General features: G+C 37.5%; 15 protein-coding genes. 2 read left to right on the top strand and 13 right to left on the bottom strand.

The annotated features are described in order from the left end of the window. Positions 1 to 5: 5 nt before the first annotated feature. Positions 6 to 2,012 carry a T9SS type A sorting domain-containing protein gene (locus IPP64_09570; protein ID MBL0329646.1) on the top strand — a complete coding sequence of 669 codons (2,007 nt, stop codon included), beginning with the start codon at positions 6 to 8 and terminating at the stop codon, positions 2,010 to 2,012. Between the two features lie 2 nt (positions 2,013 to 2,014). Next, positions 2,015 to 2,362, top strand: coding sequence for a hypothetical protein (locus IPP64_09575; protein ID MBL0329647.1), 348 nt, complete (start codon positions 2,015 to 2,017; stop codon positions 2,360 to 2,362). Positions 2,363 to 2,374: 12 nt separating this feature from the next. Here IPP64_09575 and IPP64_09580 read toward each other — a convergent pair whose 3' ends face one another. The 13 genes from IPP64_09580 to IPP64_09640 all read right to left on the bottom strand — a co-directional run bounded on the left by IPP64_09580 (position 2,375) and on the right by IPP64_09640 (position 15,823). Further along, complete coding sequence (locus IPP64_09580; GenBank protein MBL0329648.1) at positions 2,375 to 2,752, bottom strand: TonB family protein; 378 nt, start codon at positions 2,750 to 2,752, stop codon at positions 2,375 to 2,377. 113 nt (positions 2,753 to 2,865) lie between these two features. Beyond that, entirely contained in the window at positions 2,866 to 3,360 is a 495-nt protein-coding gene (locus tag IPP64_09585; protein MBL0329649.1) for a hypothetical protein, read from the bottom strand. A gap of 35 nt (positions 3,361 to 3,395) precedes the next feature. Beyond that, entirely contained in the window at positions 3,396 to 3,962 is a 567-nt protein-coding gene (locus IPP64_09590; GenBank protein ID MBL0329650.1) for a hypothetical protein, read from the bottom strand. Between the two features lie 51 nt (positions 3,963 to 4,013). Continuing rightward, a complete protein-coding gene (locus IPP64_09595; GenBank protein MBL0329651.1) occupies positions 4,014 to 4,256 on the bottom strand; it encodes a hypothetical protein in 243 nt (80 codons plus the stop codon). A 386-nt stretch (positions 4,257 to 4,642) separates the two neighbouring features. Further along, positions 4,643 to 5,320, bottom strand: coding sequence for a hypothetical protein (locus tag IPP64_09600; protein ID MBL0329652.1), 678 nt, complete (start codon positions 5,318 to 5,320; stop codon positions 4,643 to 4,645). 178 nt (positions 5,321 to 5,498) lie between these two features. Then, the gene (locus IPP64_09605) at positions 5,499 to 5,969 is read right to left on the bottom strand and encodes a hypothetical protein (GenBank protein MBL0329653.1); all 471 of its coding nucleotides are present in this window, start codon (positions 5,967 to 5,969) and stop codon (positions 5,499 to 5,501) included. 122 nt (positions 5,970 to 6,091) lie between these two features. After that, the gene (locus tag IPP64_09610; protein ID MBL0329654.1) at positions 6,092 to 6,652 is read right to left on the bottom strand and encodes an OmpA family protein; all 561 of its coding nucleotides are present in this window, start codon (positions 6,650 to 6,652) and stop codon (positions 6,092 to 6,094) included. A gap of 197 nt (positions 6,653 to 6,849) precedes the next feature. Further along, on the bottom strand, positions 6,850 to 8,103 hold the full coding sequence (locus IPP64_09615) for a PD40 domain-containing protein (GenBank protein MBL0329655.1): 1,254 nt from the start codon (positions 8,101 to 8,103) through the stop codon (positions 6,850 to 6,852). A gap of 11 nt (positions 8,104 to 8,114) precedes the next feature. Further along, positions 8,115 to 9,563, bottom strand: coding sequence for a hypothetical protein (locus IPP64_09620; GenBank protein MBL0329656.1), 1,449 nt, complete (start codon positions 9,561 to 9,563; stop codon positions 8,115 to 8,117). A gap of 190 nt (positions 9,564 to 9,753) precedes the next feature. Next, positions 9,754 to 12,570, bottom strand: a complete 2,817-nt coding sequence (locus tag IPP64_09625) for a membrane assembly protein AsmA (protein ID MBL0329657.1) — start codon at positions 12,568 to 12,570, stop codon at positions 9,754 to 9,756. 182 nt (positions 12,571 to 12,752) lie between these two features. Further along, positions 12,753 to 13,835: a chorismate synthase gene (gene aroC / locus IPP64_09630; GenBank protein MBL0329658.1), complete on the bottom strand. Its 1,083-nt coding sequence runs from the start codon at positions 13,833 to 13,835 to the stop codon at positions 12,753 to 12,755. Between the two features lie 55 nt (positions 13,836 to 13,890). Then, complete coding sequence (locus IPP64_09635; GenBank protein MBL0329659.1) at positions 13,891 to 14,964, bottom strand: T9SS type A sorting domain-containing protein; 1,074 nt, start codon at positions 14,962 to 14,964, stop codon at positions 13,891 to 13,893. 82 nt (positions 14,965 to 15,046) lie between these two features. After that, positions 15,047 to 15,823, bottom strand: a complete 777-nt coding sequence (locus IPP64_09640) for a hypothetical protein (GenBank protein MBL0329660.1) — start codon at positions 15,821 to 15,823, stop codon at positions 15,047 to 15,049. Position 15,824 lies beyond the last annotated feature (1 nt).

Here is a 15,824-nt window from a genome sequence, read left to right on the forward strand (position 1 = left end):
TTCAAATGATAAAAAAATACACATCGGCTCTCGTTTTACTTTTCGCAATTAGCATCCAACTATCCACCGTTAGTGCACAAACAACACCGGATCCGGGTTTGCCGGGAACGTTTGCGGTGAGTTATGCATCCTACGACTTAGGTGATTTGGCTTTTACAGATCCTTCATTTCCGAATCCGATGGAAGTGAGAGGTTCTATCCACTACCCTACTTTATTGAGTTCCGGACCATTTCCGGTTTTAGTTTTTTTACATGGTCGTCATTCTACCTGCTATCAAACCAGTAACCCATCAAATACAGCTTTGGATTGGCCTTGCATTCCGGGTGATCAATCCATCACCAGCTTTCAAGGGTATGATTACCTTGGACAACAAATGGCGAGTCATGGTTACATCGTCATCTCCATTTCTGCCAATGCCATCAATGCAGATGATAATAGTTTAGCCGACAGAGGAATGCCTGCTCGTGCAGCTTTAACTCAACACCATTTGGATTTGTGGAATACCTGGAATACAACCGGTGGTGCTCCATTCGGAACTACTTTTGTGGGTGCATTGGATTTACAAAATGTTGGAACCATGGGACATTCTCGCGGTGGTGAAGGTGTTGTTGCTCATGCTTTATTGAATCGTTCATTGGGAAGTCCATACGGTATCAAAGCGGTATTACCTTTAGCACCGGTTGACTTTGGTCGTAGAATTTTAAACGATATGCCTTTGATGAACATTGCACCGTATTGTGATGGCGATGTTTCCGATTTACAAGGCGTTCATTTTTATGACGATATCCGATACAACGATTTAACCGATGAATCACCGAAACATTCATTATTGGTGATGGGTGCCAATCATAATTTTTACAATACCGTTTGGACTCCCGGTTCTTATATTGCAGGAACATCCGATGATTGGGACGATAGTTTTGGTTCAGGCGATATTCATTGCGGTACTGCCGGTTCGGCAAGCAAACGTTTAACGCCTGCTGAACAACAAGCAATGCTGGTAACGTATGCGAGTGCATTTTTCAGAGTGTATATCGGAAATGAAACTGTATTTGCGCCCATCTTAAATGCGGATGATATTGTGCCTCCGGTTTCCTCTACCCTCGATACTGGCGAAGTATTTATGTCGTACCACGCTCCCATCACCGAGCGTATGGACATCAACCGTCAGTTGACAGAATCTGCTGAAATCACGAATACCTTAACAGGTGCTGTGAGTGCCGTGAGCATGGTGAAATTTGACATTTGTTCGGACGACCTTGCAGAGATTAATTGCAGCGTAAGTTCTATAAACGACAAAGAACCACATAGCGGAACAGGAAGCACACTAGGAATGCCACAATTGGGATTGCGCTGGAATGCACCAACCGATTTGTATCAAAACATTATTCCAGTAGTGAATCAAAACTTTACGATTTACCAAAACTTACAGTTTCGTGCAGGAGTTGACTTTTCGGAAGCAACTGCAGGTCAATACCAATATTTTTCCATTCAATTGATTGATGCGAGCGGTGCGATCAGCACCAAGCAAGTGCAAGATTATACACAAGCATTGTATTATCCTCCCGGAACAAACTTTTTTGAATTGCCGAAAGTATGTTTCAACACCATCAAAATTCCGTTAACGGATTTCACCGGTATTGATTTAACACAAGTTGAAAAAATTGTTTTCTTGTTTGATCAACGTCCTGCGGGATCCATCTACATTACCGATTTAACCTTAAGCGGACTTACTCCTATTACAACTTCTGTTTCTCACAACTTCCCTGCTTCTGTGGTTGCGGTATTTCCAAACCCGGCTAACAATAGTATTAATGTAAAATTGGGAAGTGAATTCAAAGAAATTACAGCCTTGAATTTGATGGATGTGCAGGGAAAATTGATTTATCATCTGGAAAACATTTCTCAGGAACTCATCACGATTGATTTGAGTGCTTTTGAAAAAGGCATTTACATCTTAAATGTAGTGAGTACCAAGGATGCGAAGAACTATAAAATTGTGAAGCAATAAACATGAAACTGGAACACCGCAAACAAAAAGTTGTTTCATTATCCCGATTTATTGCTCGTCTTTTACGTTATTCTGTATTTGCAGCAGGCCTAATTGTTATCTCTGTTTCTATTGGCGTTTTCGGATACCATTACCTTGCCAACTTGAGCTGGTTAGACAGTTTTCACATGGCTTGCTTAATTTTAACGGGAATGGGACCGATTGCAGAAATGCAAACTTCCGGAGCTAAAATGTTCGATTCGTTTTATGCCTTGTACAGCGGTGTTGCCTTCCTCAGTATCACAGCAGTATTCTTCGCTCCAATTGTGCATCGTATCATGCATATTTTGCATGTGGATGATGAGCGTTAAGAATGTTATTTTTTACAATTTAAATTTTACCGGAAATTGTAATCCTTTGGCTGGTATACAACTTGATTTGTTGATTTGTTTGAGCTGCGCTTCATATTGATCCAACACCTTCAATGCTTCTTCTTCAAACCCATAACCGAGTTTTTTGATTATTTGTCTATTGACGATTGAACAATTTGAATCTATGTCGTAGGTAATAATAATTGTTCCTTCTATTTTTTTTTGTTTTGCTACATCTGGATAATGGATATAATATTGTATATAAGTAGGATATTGATTCTCCAATTTGCTGATTTTACTTGTGTCTAATTGGGTGTTTTGCCCGCTAACAGAGGAAGTCATAAACAGTATAAGTGCAACTACAATTGTTTCAAATAATCTAATTTTCATTTTTATATCTTATTTACCTTAATATTTACGGGTTTTACATTCTTGTGAATTTCTAATTATATTCAAACTTTCAAAGTTACAATACGAAGCAAGACATCAATTTTTTTCACCGTCTATTGTTGGTTCAAATTGCTGACCTTTGTTTTAATATATTTTGTTCTTCCACCACTAAAACTAAGTATTCCAAGTTGATGCTTGTGTTCGATTTCTTTCCCTTTGTGCATAAATTTTTCACCCCGTTTATTCCAAGTATAATAAGTGTGATTTACTATTTGTCCTGTAGCATCATATTCTATTTCGTATTTAATTTTACCATTTTTATAATATTCTCTGGTGAATCCGAAACGTTCATTGTTTTTGTATTCTGCAGTCAGTGAAATTTGTCCATTTTTATACCAATAAGTTACAATACCATTTATCAATCCATTTTTGTAATTTACTGCAGCTTGTTTTGCTTGGTTTCGAAAATACGATTCTGAAACCCCTGTGAAGAGGCTATCTTTATAATACACAAAACAATCACGGACTTCTAAGTCCTTCCAATCAACTTGAGACTGAACTTTTAAACTTGGAAAAAAAATGATAAACAGGATTATTAGTTGTCTCATATAAATTGATTCTAATATTTTGCAGATCGCAGTTATTATTTATCTCCCCAAGCCTTTTTCATTGTCTTGACAAAAACAAATGGTTTAAATCTAAATTGGATCACGTGTGTGTTGATTGGCAAGGCGTAATTATTGTCGAGGCGAATATTGTAGCCATACGACAATTCAAAAACGTCAAGAAAATAATGTACCCCAATAGATGGTCTTATTACGTTGTTTATTGTCTTTAGGTCGTTGTAGGCAATATAGTCCGCTCCAAAAATAAATCCCCAATAATTAAATTCCCAGTCCCAGAGTTCGAAAGAATATTTATTTGAAATTTTAGGTCCGAAAATAAATTTCTTACCAACTTGAAATTCAGCGGACAGATCCGTTGCAATTAAAATGGATCTATCCCATATCACACTTGTCTTTCCTTTGTGGTATAACCTATCCGTAACAAAACCATAACCCAATTCAAAACTGGTCCTATTAAATGCACTAACACCATAATTTAGTCCCCAAACATAATTGTTTTTTCGTTCGCTTTTTTGTCCGAATAAATTTTGAGAAATTAAAATTCCCAATGCAAAAATGAATATGGACGATTTGAAGTATTTCATCAGAGGTTAATGCAGTTTGTGCACGGGTGTTGTGTTATTCATTCAGATTTCTCAGGCAAGCAACCAAAATCGCCAGCCTCCCCAAAAACTCAAATAATTTTCTCTAAAGGTTTGCAATTTGTCGGCACTTCCTAAATTATTTGTTTTTGCATACTTATTGAATTCATACTCCGAATTAAACTCCAACATTTTTTTTGTTCTCATATCGTAAATGAAATAGGAGTTTTTGTAGTCATAAAACCAACTGTCTAAATTACCAATAAGTTTATCATCAACTACTGTAAACTTTGTCATTTCAACTACAATAGTGTCAGTGGTTTTAATTTCTTCAACATAACCATATTCTGTCCAGTTCGTATTATCAACGATTAGTCCATGCCCAATTGGGATTCTTGGTCCGTCTCCAAAACCATGAAAACCCCAATAACTAAAAAGATAAAAAAGAAGTCCTAATGAGAAAATGAGTCCGCTGATAGACCAGAGCCTTCGTTTATTAGTTGATACTCTCTCAAACCAACTATTAGGTCGAAATTTTCCAATTAATTTAAAAGTCCAGAGAGTCAGAAGTGCGTAGATTTAACTTAAAATTCCGATTTTTATTAATGATCCGATAAAACCAATTAAAACTTCCATTTTCTTTGTACAATGGTATTAACCTTCTATTATCTGATGACTACGAATTAATTTAAATGAAAACGCGCTAACCTTCTTTCAGTATAATTCGGACTAGAAGCAAAAAAGGGAAGTGTTTCAACTACAACCCCGATATTCCTTGCATATCTCTTATTTCTATATCTTGGATTTCCGGCAGATGTCCAGCCAGGGTACATGGAATAGAATTCTTTGGCATTTGACGTTGAAAATGTTCCAGCAGGAGTAGTTACAGTTAGATTCTGATCAGCCATTTGTGTTATGATTTGACAAACGGTATCAGTTGATCCAGTTATGGTGTATTCGGTTGCGAAAATAGTTGAAAAGTCTTGATAGGAAAATAAGATTCTCCCATTAGAATTTACAATATAGTGCAAAGAGTCTCTCTGAAACGAAATGTCATAGGAACCTGGAAAATACGGCATCGGCTTAACAACTTTCAGGTAGATTTTACTATTGATAATCGTATCCTTTTCAACATAGCAACTGTCAAAGATATTAAGGGACGTAGCATTACCGGCAGCATCTATGTTAAATTTTTCGTAAACCCAATAGTTGCCAACTTTCAATTGTGAAAAATTTAGATACGCTGTAGCTGTGGTTGGTGTGGTTGGAGGGGGTAGTGGTTCTAAGTTGTTGTCCTTTTTGCAGGAATAAATCAGAACTGTCATCAGGGCAGCCAATAAAAAAAGCATTTTCTGCTTCATCGTTGTAAAATTTTAAGTTTCTACATAAACGAACTTTTCTTTGTTTTATTGTGAAATGGGCATTATTACCAACCGCTAAAAGCCTCGCCTAGAAAACAAACCGTGTTAAGCATTGACACTGCTGATCATTTGGCTTAAAGCCTAAAATTGGCAAACGGGTTTTATAAATGAATCCTATTTAGTTTGCTGAAGCTTGAATAACTTCCCAATCAATTGTATTTACATCTTTATATTTTTCAACCTTAAATTCAACGTTCACATCTGAAAGAGGTGAAAAAACTTCGTGAATGGTATATTGCTTACTGCCTAATTCTATTTTTGCATCGCTGTAATAAGTTACTTTAACAACCGCGTCCTTGTATGTAACTTCTGGCGATGTGTTTTTAATGACGCCATGAACATTGATTGTATCTCCCACAAAACCACTCATACACATTTCACCAGCCTCCAAAAAGGTTGACGATTGTCTTCGCTGGATTTTCTCAACAGTTAAACCATTTTCCAAAGGCACATCAGAACCACTATCATTACTAAAATTACAAGAAGCAAGAAGGGTTAATCCAATAATAAAAAAGGTAGTATTTATCATTTTCTTAATATGCATTTTTCCTTTGGATAACAATGTCCCAATAGCGTTTAAACTTTTCATGATTTATGAATTAAGGTTTATGAACAAATTTAGCTCTAATAGCAAAAGGAAGTTGTTAGCTATTCGTTATTGCCTTGTTAACGACTTGTTAATGGTATAATTTGGGATTTGGAATAGGTCTTCTATTTTTCTACAATCACAAATTCCGTTCTACGGTTTTTGGCTCTGCCAGCTTCTGTTGCATTGTCAGCAATTGGGTTGGAAGCTCCGTATCCTTTAAAATTTAACAAACGGCTTTCTGCTATTCCTTTTGAAATCAACAAATCGCGTACACTAAATGCACGGTCGGTGGACAAAGCTAAATTGGATTTCGCATCTCCTACATTATCGGTATGTCCGCGTACCTCAATTTTTAAAGTTGGGTTGGCTTTCAAAAATTCTGCAAATTCATTAATTACAACAGCCGAACTCGGATCTAAATCTGCTGAATTGGTTTTATAATAGATGTTGTTCAGCAAATAGGTCTTTCCAACTTTAATGGTATCTACCGCCATGTCTACTTTCTTTGGCTTCGAATTGATAATTGAATCTTTCTTGATCAACTGAGAACTAAATGCATAGTTTTCTTTTTTAACCGTCAAGATTAAATCACTCTTCGCTTTTGTATTCACCACCACTGCATAATTTCCGGTAACGGTATCTACCATGCCTTCGGTGACTTTATTCGTAACAGCATCCTTCACTTCTACTTTAAATCCGGTTGGACTCCCCTGTCCGAAGTCCTGAATTTTTCCTTTGAAGAACGCTACTTCATCGGGGCGTGCTTCTTTATATAATTCAAACGAATAAATATCATATTTCCCTACCGACTTCCCATTTGCACGAGACGGTTCGTTGGATGCGAAGTAACCAAGATGTCCGTCTGTACTAACAAAAAAGCCTAAGTCGTCACGTGGTGTATTGATAGGAATCCCAATATTTTTGGGTTCGCCCCATTTTCCATCTTCACCTTTTTCGAAAAGAAAATATCAAATCCTCCTACTCCGGGATGTCCGTCAGAAGAAAAATAAATGGTTTGAAAATCAGAATGGATAAACGCTGATTTTTCATCAAAGTTGGTATTGATCACCGGTCCTAAGTTTTCAGGTTTACTCCAGATGCCGGTATTCACATCTTTTACAGTTACATATAAATCAACGCCTCCTCTTCCACCTTTTCGGTCGCTGGCGAAGTATAAGGTTTTACCATCGGAGGCAATGGTTGGTTGTGAATCCCAATAAACAGGATCGTTAATGCCTTCAACTTTTCTGGCTTCGGTCCATTCACCATTGATATTATCAGACGTATAAATATCAAAATTTAAAACCGCTCCACCTTCATCTTTTCCTCTGGTAAAGAAAATGTGTTTGTTGTCAATCGACATGGTTGCTCCGCCTTCCGCCCCATCTTTATTGAATGGATAAGGCATACGTTGACCTTTATTAAATTCACCGGAAGTTTTACTACGTGTTGCATAACTGAATAATTCCAACTCCTTATCCGTTTCATACACCACATCTTTATTCACATAGGGTTGTTTACGAGTAAAGAGCATCATTTCGTCATCCGATGAGATGATGGGTAAATATTCATCTTTTTCAGTACAGATGCCATTCACCGGTTTCGGGTCGAATGGAACTTTGTTTTTAAAAAGGTCGCTATACACTTTTGCATAACGCACCATGTCTCTGGCTTGTTTTAAAAGTGCATCGTAGTCTTTGTTGAATTTCTTTTCATCATCATCTTTAAAATCGATGTATTGTTTCATGTACTTTACCACATCGTCATAATTTTCATCTTCCCAAGCGATGAATCCTAAATAGTAGTATGGATCAGAATGGTATTTCGGACAAATTTCAATTACCTTTTTGAGATAAGGTTCAACCGGTTTGTATTTTTCTTCGTTGATGCTAAGGGTGCGGATACGTTCAGAAGCAAAAGCGAAGTTCGCATCTACATAATCCGGTTCCAACACCATTGCTTCTTTGAGGAAAGCAAGACGTTCTTCTTTTTTATACTTTTTATCAATTCCTTGCTCGTATAATTTTTTTGCTTTTTTATTGTCAATTTCCTGACATTTCGTTTCGTCTTGGGCGTAGGCAGGAAGAGCTAAAACAAATAAAAACAGACCAATTAACTTTTGTATCGGAGACATAGCTGATAAATTTATTTCATTACAATTTTTCGAATTCCGTAACGCTCTCTGGTTGTACCAGCCACACCCACCCATGTATTGCAATCCAATGAGTAAAATGAACCAGGATACATTATTGGCTCATTCTTATCACGATATACACTTGTATTTTTTTCCAAAACATTCCCAGACACATCTATTTTCAATACCTTCATGTGAAGATAATTAGCGCCACCTAAACCTTCAGGAGATTGCTCATTGTACATAACAACTAAATTTCCGTTACACAAACTAGAATAATAGTTGTCGATTTGGAACATATGCAGATTATTTCGTGATACAACGATTTCTTTTTTCCATAAATGCTTACCACTTTCCGAAATGTAAATACAAAAAAGTTTATAATCATGCCTTTGTTCCATACTCTCGAGGTATTCTTTACCCAGCAAGAAGAAGCTACCATCTGGTTGAAAGTGAAGATCAATTATTTGCGGCTTACTTCTGGGCAGTTCACCGATTTTACCCAAGACACCCAAGTCAGTATCTGTAACTATAGAAGCAGACATTTTTTCTGTATCAAAAATTTCGTGAATCATGTTGGATTTCTTAGATACTTTATCAAAGCCAAAAGCAAAAAGATGAAGCTTTCCTTTACTTAAAGTAACGGTAAAATTATTGTAATTTATCTCTCTGTCAAATTTCAGAACAGCCTGACTACTTTCACCTTTTTGGGTATTAAATTTAAAAACACTGTATGTAAACTTCCTGGTCTTTTTGTCTGTCCACTGTAATTCAGGAAGAAGCTCACGGCTTAGTAACAAAACATCCCCTTTATTGTCAACAAATATATTATTGATTTCTGATAGCCATTTTATACTTACATCCAACGGTATCTTTTTTTCGTTCAGCTTATTCATTTTAATATCATAATACAACCATTGATGTGAATTATCTGACTCTCGTTTTATGACATTAAATCCAGTGCTATCAGCCGACTGGAAAATCGTAAATTTTGGATACTCTCCATCATCTGGAATACTTGCAGTACAAAGGACAGAAGGAACACCAACAGCTTGGCAATTGGAATCGTAAAGCTGACCAGTAAGATCCATTGTTCCATTTTTTTTGTTGTAGCAGACTTCAAGAAACGTCATTGTTCCTCTATAAAATAGCAGATATGCAGTTTGATCCTTTTCAGAATAATAACTCACAGAAACTGGAGGATGTTTAAAAGGAACTTTAACGTCTGTAAGGATTTCGCGTTTGAGCGTTTTTATATTGAATGCTTCTATCTGAAATTTTTCCCAGCCCCAATTAAAAACATAACAGCGATCACCATGTGTTCCTACCACATCATTAAATAAAAATGGAGCAGTTTGTTGCAACTCCTCACCTGCTGAAATTACAACTTCTTGTGCTTTCAATCCATTATCCATAACGGTTGAAAACAACAAAAGCACTAATATTCTATAAAAATTCATATTACTATTTTTATAACGTCTTGAGACAAAAAAGATACAAGTCTACCAAAACAAACCCACTTCGACTCCGCTCAGTGTGACGGCACAGTCCCCATAACTCTCGATAGACGTTAACAAGTAAAGTATTCCCCGAATGCCCAACTTATAACCCAGAACTCCTAACTTATAACTTATAACTCATAACCTACAGTTACTGCAATTTCTTATCCGACTCCGCTTTCGCATTAATCAAAACTTGATCTGCTTTTTTATTTGCTTCATCTAAGATGGCTTGCGCTTGTTTATCTACTTCTTTTTTAGCAGCCGGTGCAGCAGCCTTGGCCGTCATTTTCGCAACCGGATTTTTGATTGTTTCGATGTTTTTATCGATAGCAGCATATCCTTCTACTTTTGCTTTATCAGCAGCAACTTTCGCATCTGCTTTTATTTTATCAGCTTGCGCTTGCGCATCCTTCATAATCTTTTCTGCTTCTTCACGTGCTTTCTCTTTGGCCATGTCAACACCCTGACCAATAATCTCTTTCACTTGTTCTTTCGCACCTTGCTCGGTATTAAACAAATCTGTTTTTAAAGTTGGTTTAGCAACTGTTCCACCAAACAAGGCTTTTATTTTCACTTTATCACCCAATTTCACATTTGTTCCTGCTTGTGCGTTGAGTTGAGCCAACAAACTTCCGGCAGCAGCATTTGCTTGAGAACCAAATTCATCACGAGGGATTTCTAATTTCCATGTATAATCGATGGTTTGATCAAACCCTGTTGAACCTTTTACGCTTCCGGTAATTTTTCCAGATTTGATTGGCATCTCTTCTACAAACAAACGACCATCTTTAAATGCATACGTTGCATTTACATTTTCGAAGGTTAATTTTTTATACTTCTCTTGTTTCAATGCGTCCGCCAATTTATTGATTGGTTCAAATCCTTCCACAGTAACACTATTCGTAATCAACTTCCCACCACCGGTTAAGGTATTCATGATCGGTTCCATGTGCTGATCCAAGAGTGTTGTGAATTTCAATTTTGTACCGAATTTACCTTTTGAGTATTTCGCAATCGGAGCTAACTTTTCAACCGTATTAAACATTTTTACTGTTTTCGGAATATCAAAGTTGGCGATATCGGCATCAAAATCAACTGTTGGTTTCTTTGGATTTTGTGTATTGTACACACCGCTCAAGGCCATGGTACCTTCTACTTCATCCAAAGTCAATTTTAAATTGTCTAAGGTCATTTTGCTGTCTTTAATCGCAACACCACCTGTTACTTTGGTGATGGTTAAATTATCGTACAACAACTTCGCGATGTTTGCATTCAAACGCACATCTAAGTTTGATGGCACTTCCGCAACTGTCATAGCCGCAGTATCCGCAGGTGTAGCAGCTGCCGGAGCAGTTGTATCAGAACTACTCATCAATTCATTTACATCTAACAAGGTAGAGTTTAAATTAAATGTTCCTTTCAACAACGAATCTTTCAAAGCATATTGCAAGAAATTTTCGATTTTACCATCCATTTGAATATCGCTCTTTCCAACTACGGCATCAAACTTTGTTAAGTCAACCGTTTTAGGATTAAACTCTAAATACATCGCAGAAATTTTTGTTGGGTAGTTCAACGATTTTGTTTGGTAGTTCATATCCAAAATAGTCAACTTTCCTTCTGCATGAAAATCTTCATACTTCTCTTGTTCAATTGAACTCATGCGGCCTTTCATTTTCACATCCGCAGTAATCATCCCGTTTAAGTCGTCACCTTTTTCCATTGGTACCACATCTTTCATGCTCGCCAAATTGATTTTCGCCAATACCGCTGCATTGATGTTCGCATCCGAAACCGGAGTAGACACATGCATGGTGGCGTCAATAGGGTTACCGCCTAACTCCACATGAAATTTATTTAAGTCGATTACGGTTGCATCCGGTTCACCCGTTTTATTATCAACTAATAAATCAACTTGAATGTTGGTTGCAGACTTTGGCAAAGAAGGATATTGGAACATCGCATCTTTGATCAACAACTTACAACCGAAGGCTGGCATTTTTGTATCGTTATAAATTCCTTTAGCAAAACCATCCAACGACAAAGACCCTGATGTTTTCACGTCTTTGAAATCGGCAGTATACACTCCGGGAACAAGCGACAAGATGTTTTTAAATTCGGTTTGGTTGGCTTTGAATTTCAAGTCCATGTCCATATCGTCTTTCGGCATGGCGAAGAAACCATCCAATCCCAATGTCAATTCATTCAATGAAAATTCATTCTCTTTAAAAGTAAATTTGAAGTTCGGCATGTCTGCATCTAAATCAGCTTTGATACGTGTTTTCACTTTATTCATATATGCCACACCACCATAATTCATTGTGAATCGTTCAATTTCGGTTAATGTTTCCAACACAAAATTATCGGACGTAAAATCACCGCTCAAGGTATGCGTCATGTTATACAACTCGGTATAAAATCCCATGGATGCATCGTCATAAACGATGTAAGCATTTTTAATTTCAAATTTTTCCAAGCCCATTTTGAAAGGAGCAGCTTTGGTTGTATCCACCACACCGGTAGTTGTATCAACACTTGGTTTGGTAATGTCCCAATTTGCTTTTCCATCTTTCAACACCAATGCATGAATGCGCGACTGATCGATGGAGATGGTATGAATTTCATATTTATCACCATTGATAACGCTCATTAAATTTAATCCAACGGTTAAGTTTTTAGCATACAACAAGGTATCGCCCTCAAAATCTCCGATGTTTGCAACGCTCACACTGTCAACCGAAAGGGTGAAATCAGGAAAAGAGCTCAGCAAGGTTAAATCGAATTCACCAAAATTCACTTTTGCATTTAATTCCTGATTGGCAGTATCTTTTACAAATTGCACAATTTGCTTTTTGAATAAAAACGGAGCCGCAATAATCAGAATGATTAATAATAAGAACGTGATTCCGGTCCATTTAAGGATTCTTCTCAATAAACTTTTTTTCTTTTTTGGTTCTGTTGTCATAGTGATGTTTTTTATTATTTTTCTATCAACCGCAATGATTATTGTTTGTCATTTCGATTTGTCACCCTGAGCGGAGTCGAAGGGCGAGAAATCTTTACATTTAATAATATAATTATTTTTTATAAAATTTATTTTATCGTTGCGACAAAAATAGATTCCTCCACTTCGGTCGGAATGACATGCTAAAAATGCCTCTGCGTATTATTTCTTAATAAATGATCCACCAAAACCAATGCAGCCATTGCTTCCACAATCGGCACAGCACGTGGCAATACACAAGGATCATGCCTTCCTTTTCCCATCATTTCCACCGCTTCTCCATTGGCATTTACAGTGTTTTGTTTTTGCATAATGGTGGCTACCGGCTTAAATGCAACTCTGAAATAAATATCATCTCCGTTACTGATTCCACCTTGTATTCCTCCTGAATGATTGCTGGTTGTATGTATGTTGCCATTTTCTGAAACAAAAGCATCGTTATGTTGTGAGCCATTCATCTTCACACCTTCAAATCCACTTCCATATTCAAAACCTTTTACTGCATTGATGCTCAACATTGCTTTTCCAATATCGGCATGAAGCTTATCAAATACAGGTTCCCCTAATCCAACCGGTGTTCCTTTGATAATACAGGAAATCACGCCTCCAATGGTATCTCCTGCTTTGCGAACTTGTTCAATTTTTTGAATCATTGTATCAGCAATAAGGGCATCCGGACAACGAACGATGTTCGAGTCGGTTTTGGATAAATCCAAATCGTGATAATCCTTCAAAAGTTTAATATCACCTACTTGAGAAGTGTAGGCTTGAATTGAAATTCCGTTTTGTTTTAAAATGAGTTTTGCAATGGCACCCGCCACCACTCTGCTCACGGTTTCACGTGCCGAAGATCTGCCGCCACCACGATGATCACGCATGCCGTATTTGGCATCGTAGGTATAATCCGCATGAGACGGACGATACACATCCACATTGTGTTCGTAATCTTTTGATTTTTGATTTTCGTTGCGAATAATAAATCCAATGGGCGTTCCCATGGATTTACCTTCGTAAACTCCCGAAAGAAATTCAACGGTATCGCTTTCTTTACGCTGAGTAACAATATGTGATTGCCCCGGACGTCTTCTATCCAATTCCGATTGAATAAAATCAAGGTCGATTTGTAAACCTGCCGGACAACCATCAATGATGCCACCCAAAGCATCGCCATGCGATTCTCCAAAAGTGGTTAATGTAAAGAGTTTTCCGAAAGTATTGCCTGCCATAAAAAGTGTTAGTAAACAGACAAATTTAATGAAATATCGGGAGGTATCTCAGAGATTATTGGTAAATAATTTTGCGAATTTCGGTGCCATTTTCTCCACTCACTTTCACAAAATAAACGCCCTTATTAAAAGGTGTTAAATCCACTTTTTGAGAATAAGCACCAGTGAACTTGGAAAGCACTTCCGTATAAACATTTCTTCCCAAAACATCCATAATTGCTATGGTCATGGTTTGTACCGAAGCTTGGTTAAACGCTAACTGAATAGTGCCGTTTGAAGGATTCGGGAAAACAGAAAAATCGGTGATTGCATATTCTTCAATTGCATTTGAATTACACACCGGTGGAGCTGTATACATCTTATTAATACTACAACTATCCGCAGAAAATGCTGCAGATACAAAGCAAGAAGAACCATTGGATGGCAATCCGCTAAGGGTATAACTAACTGGACTTACAAACGGTGCAGTAAAGGTTTGACTACCACCACAACTTCCAAAGATGGTTAATGTTCCTGTAGATGGTGAATTGTAAAACACCACCGAACCGGAAACCGAATAGGAATTATCGGTGCTGTCGCATGCAGTCGGACTAGCACTTAAGCTTCCGAAGGAACAACCGGAACCACAATTGGTACTTCCTGTGCCAGCGGTTTGCTCAAGGTGAATGTTTCCTGTTGCATTCGCATAGTTGGAAATCATACAAATATAAAAATCACCGGGAGCGGCTGTGGGCAAGCTGATGTTTACCAAATTACTACCGGAATAATCACAACCCAAAATGTTTGCGGCCGTTAGTTCAGAATAACAGATTCCAGCCAAACTGCCGAATGGTCCCCAATACACATAATCAATATCAATCGGTGCTGGCACCGTTCCAAAATCCAATCCCGAACCGGTTATCGTAATGCCTCCCGGTGAACCCACTTCGATAGAAATCCATGTTGGATTATCGGCTGCTCCTACACATCCATAATCCGGACCAGCTTCTGCAGCTATCCCAGTGGGTGCGTCTGAATCAAAAGCTATCCCAGAGCAAAAAGGCACAGGTGTTAGACAACTGTCTTGTGCTTTTAAAACATTCGAACTAATAAAGAAAGAAACGGCAATTAAGAAAACTAATTTTTTCATATCCGGGAATAATTATTCTATAAATATACTTCTTTCCGATGAATTGTTGTTCACCGAAAAGAAGCAATTTTAAAACAAGGTCCTAGAACTTATAAATCAAGGAGATATCATTAATAATTCCTGTACTTTGATTAAAATCGAAAACGGAAACGTTATAATTTTTTGTACTAGCCGAAGTGGTTTCTGTAATCTGTTTATTCTGAAAGGTCATGTCAGCTCCTACTTGAGCAGAAATGGAAAACCGTTTAGAGATGGGATATTTTGCTCCAAAAAACGGACTAATCCCTACCGAATAGGCTTTGGTTGTTGTTTTTGATACAATATCCGCTTGAAATGTTTGCGCTTCTACCCAGGCATTCGGACCAAGTGTTGTATCCCTCACAAGTGTTTTATTTTGTTTATACGCCCGACTTTGTGAATACCCTAAGATTACATCAGCTCCGTAAAACCATTTTAACTTGTGTTTTCCAAAAAGTCGTTCGTAACCAATGTTTACATGCGGACTCACATACGCGGGGGTGACTGTGGTTTGTTTGATTAATACAGTATCGGTTTGCAAAATAATGGCATCTCCCCAATAATTCGGGTAATACGTATCGTTGCGAACCATATCGGCCATAACGGAAAAACGGAGTGCCGATTTACAACTCAGATTGCGCTTGTAAGTGGCTGAAAATCTTGTTGCTTGGGTTTCTCCCGAATTCAGCAGAAGTCTGAAAACGGGTGCTGTATTGATGCTGATTTCATTCCGCTTAAACGCTGGAACCTCGGTTGACTTTTTTGTTGAATCGGTTAATTCTTGTGCATTTGCGCCTGTAACGATGACAAATAACGATAGCACGATAGAAGATTTCTTCATT

Source organism: Bacteroidota bacterium (assembly GCA_016722565.1).
Taxonomy (GTDB): Bacteria; Bacteroidota; Bacteroidia; order 2-12-FULL-35-15; family 2-12-FULL-35-15; genus 2-12-FULL-35-15.

Bases quoted from the DNA above. Each gene is read 5' to 3' on its own strand.
- IPP64_09570 (MBL0329646.1), top strand. From the start codon at position 6: ATGATAAAAAAATACACATCGGCTCTCGTTTTACTTTTCGCAATTAGC.
- IPP64_09575 (MBL0329647.1), top strand. From the start codon at position 2,015: ATGAAACTGGAACACCGCAAACAAAAAGTTGTTTCATTATCCCGATTT.
- IPP64_09580 (MBL0329648.1), bottom strand. From the start codon at position 2,752: ATGAAAATTAGATTATTTGAAACAATTGTAGTTGCACTTATACTGTTT.
- IPP64_09585 (MBL0329649.1), bottom strand. From the start codon at position 3,360: ATGAGACAACTAATAATCCTGTTTATCATTTTTTTTCCAAGTTTAAAA.
- IPP64_09590 (MBL0329650.1), bottom strand. From the start codon at position 3,962: ATGAAATACTTCAAATCGTCCATATTCATTTTTGCATTGGGAATTTTA.
- IPP64_09595 (MBL0329651.1), bottom strand. From the start codon at position 4,256: ATGACAAAGTTTACAGTAGTTGATGATAAACTTATTGGTAATTTAGAC.
- IPP64_09600 (MBL0329652.1), bottom strand. From the start codon at position 5,320: ATGAAGCAGAAAATGCTTTTTTTATTGGCTGCCCTGATGACAGTTCTG.
- IPP64_09605 (MBL0329653.1), bottom strand. From the start codon at position 5,969: ATGAAAAGTTTAAACGCTATTGGGACATTGTTATCCAAAGGAAAAATG.
- IPP64_09615 (MBL0329655.1), bottom strand. From the start codon at position 8,103: ATGTCTCCGATACAAAAGTTAATTGGTCTGTTTTTATTTGTTTTAGCT.
- IPP64_09620 (MBL0329656.1), bottom strand. From the start codon at position 9,563: ATGAATTTTTATAGAATATTAGTGCTTTTGTTGTTTTCAACCGTTATG.
- IPP64_09625 (MBL0329657.1), bottom strand. From the start codon at position 12,570: ATGACAACAGAACCAAAAAAGAAAAAAAGTTTATTGAGAAGAATCCTT.
- aroC (MBL0329658.1), bottom strand. From the start codon at position 13,835: ATGGCAGGCAATACTTTCGGAAAACTCTTTACATTAACCACTTTTGGA.
- IPP64_09635 (MBL0329659.1), bottom strand. From the start codon at position 14,964: ATGAAAAAATTAGTTTTCTTAATTGCCGTTTCTTTCTTTATTAGTTCG.
- IPP64_09640 (MBL0329660.1), bottom strand. From the start codon at position 15,823: ATGAAGAAATCTTCTATCGTGCTATCGTTATTTGTCATCGTTACAGGC.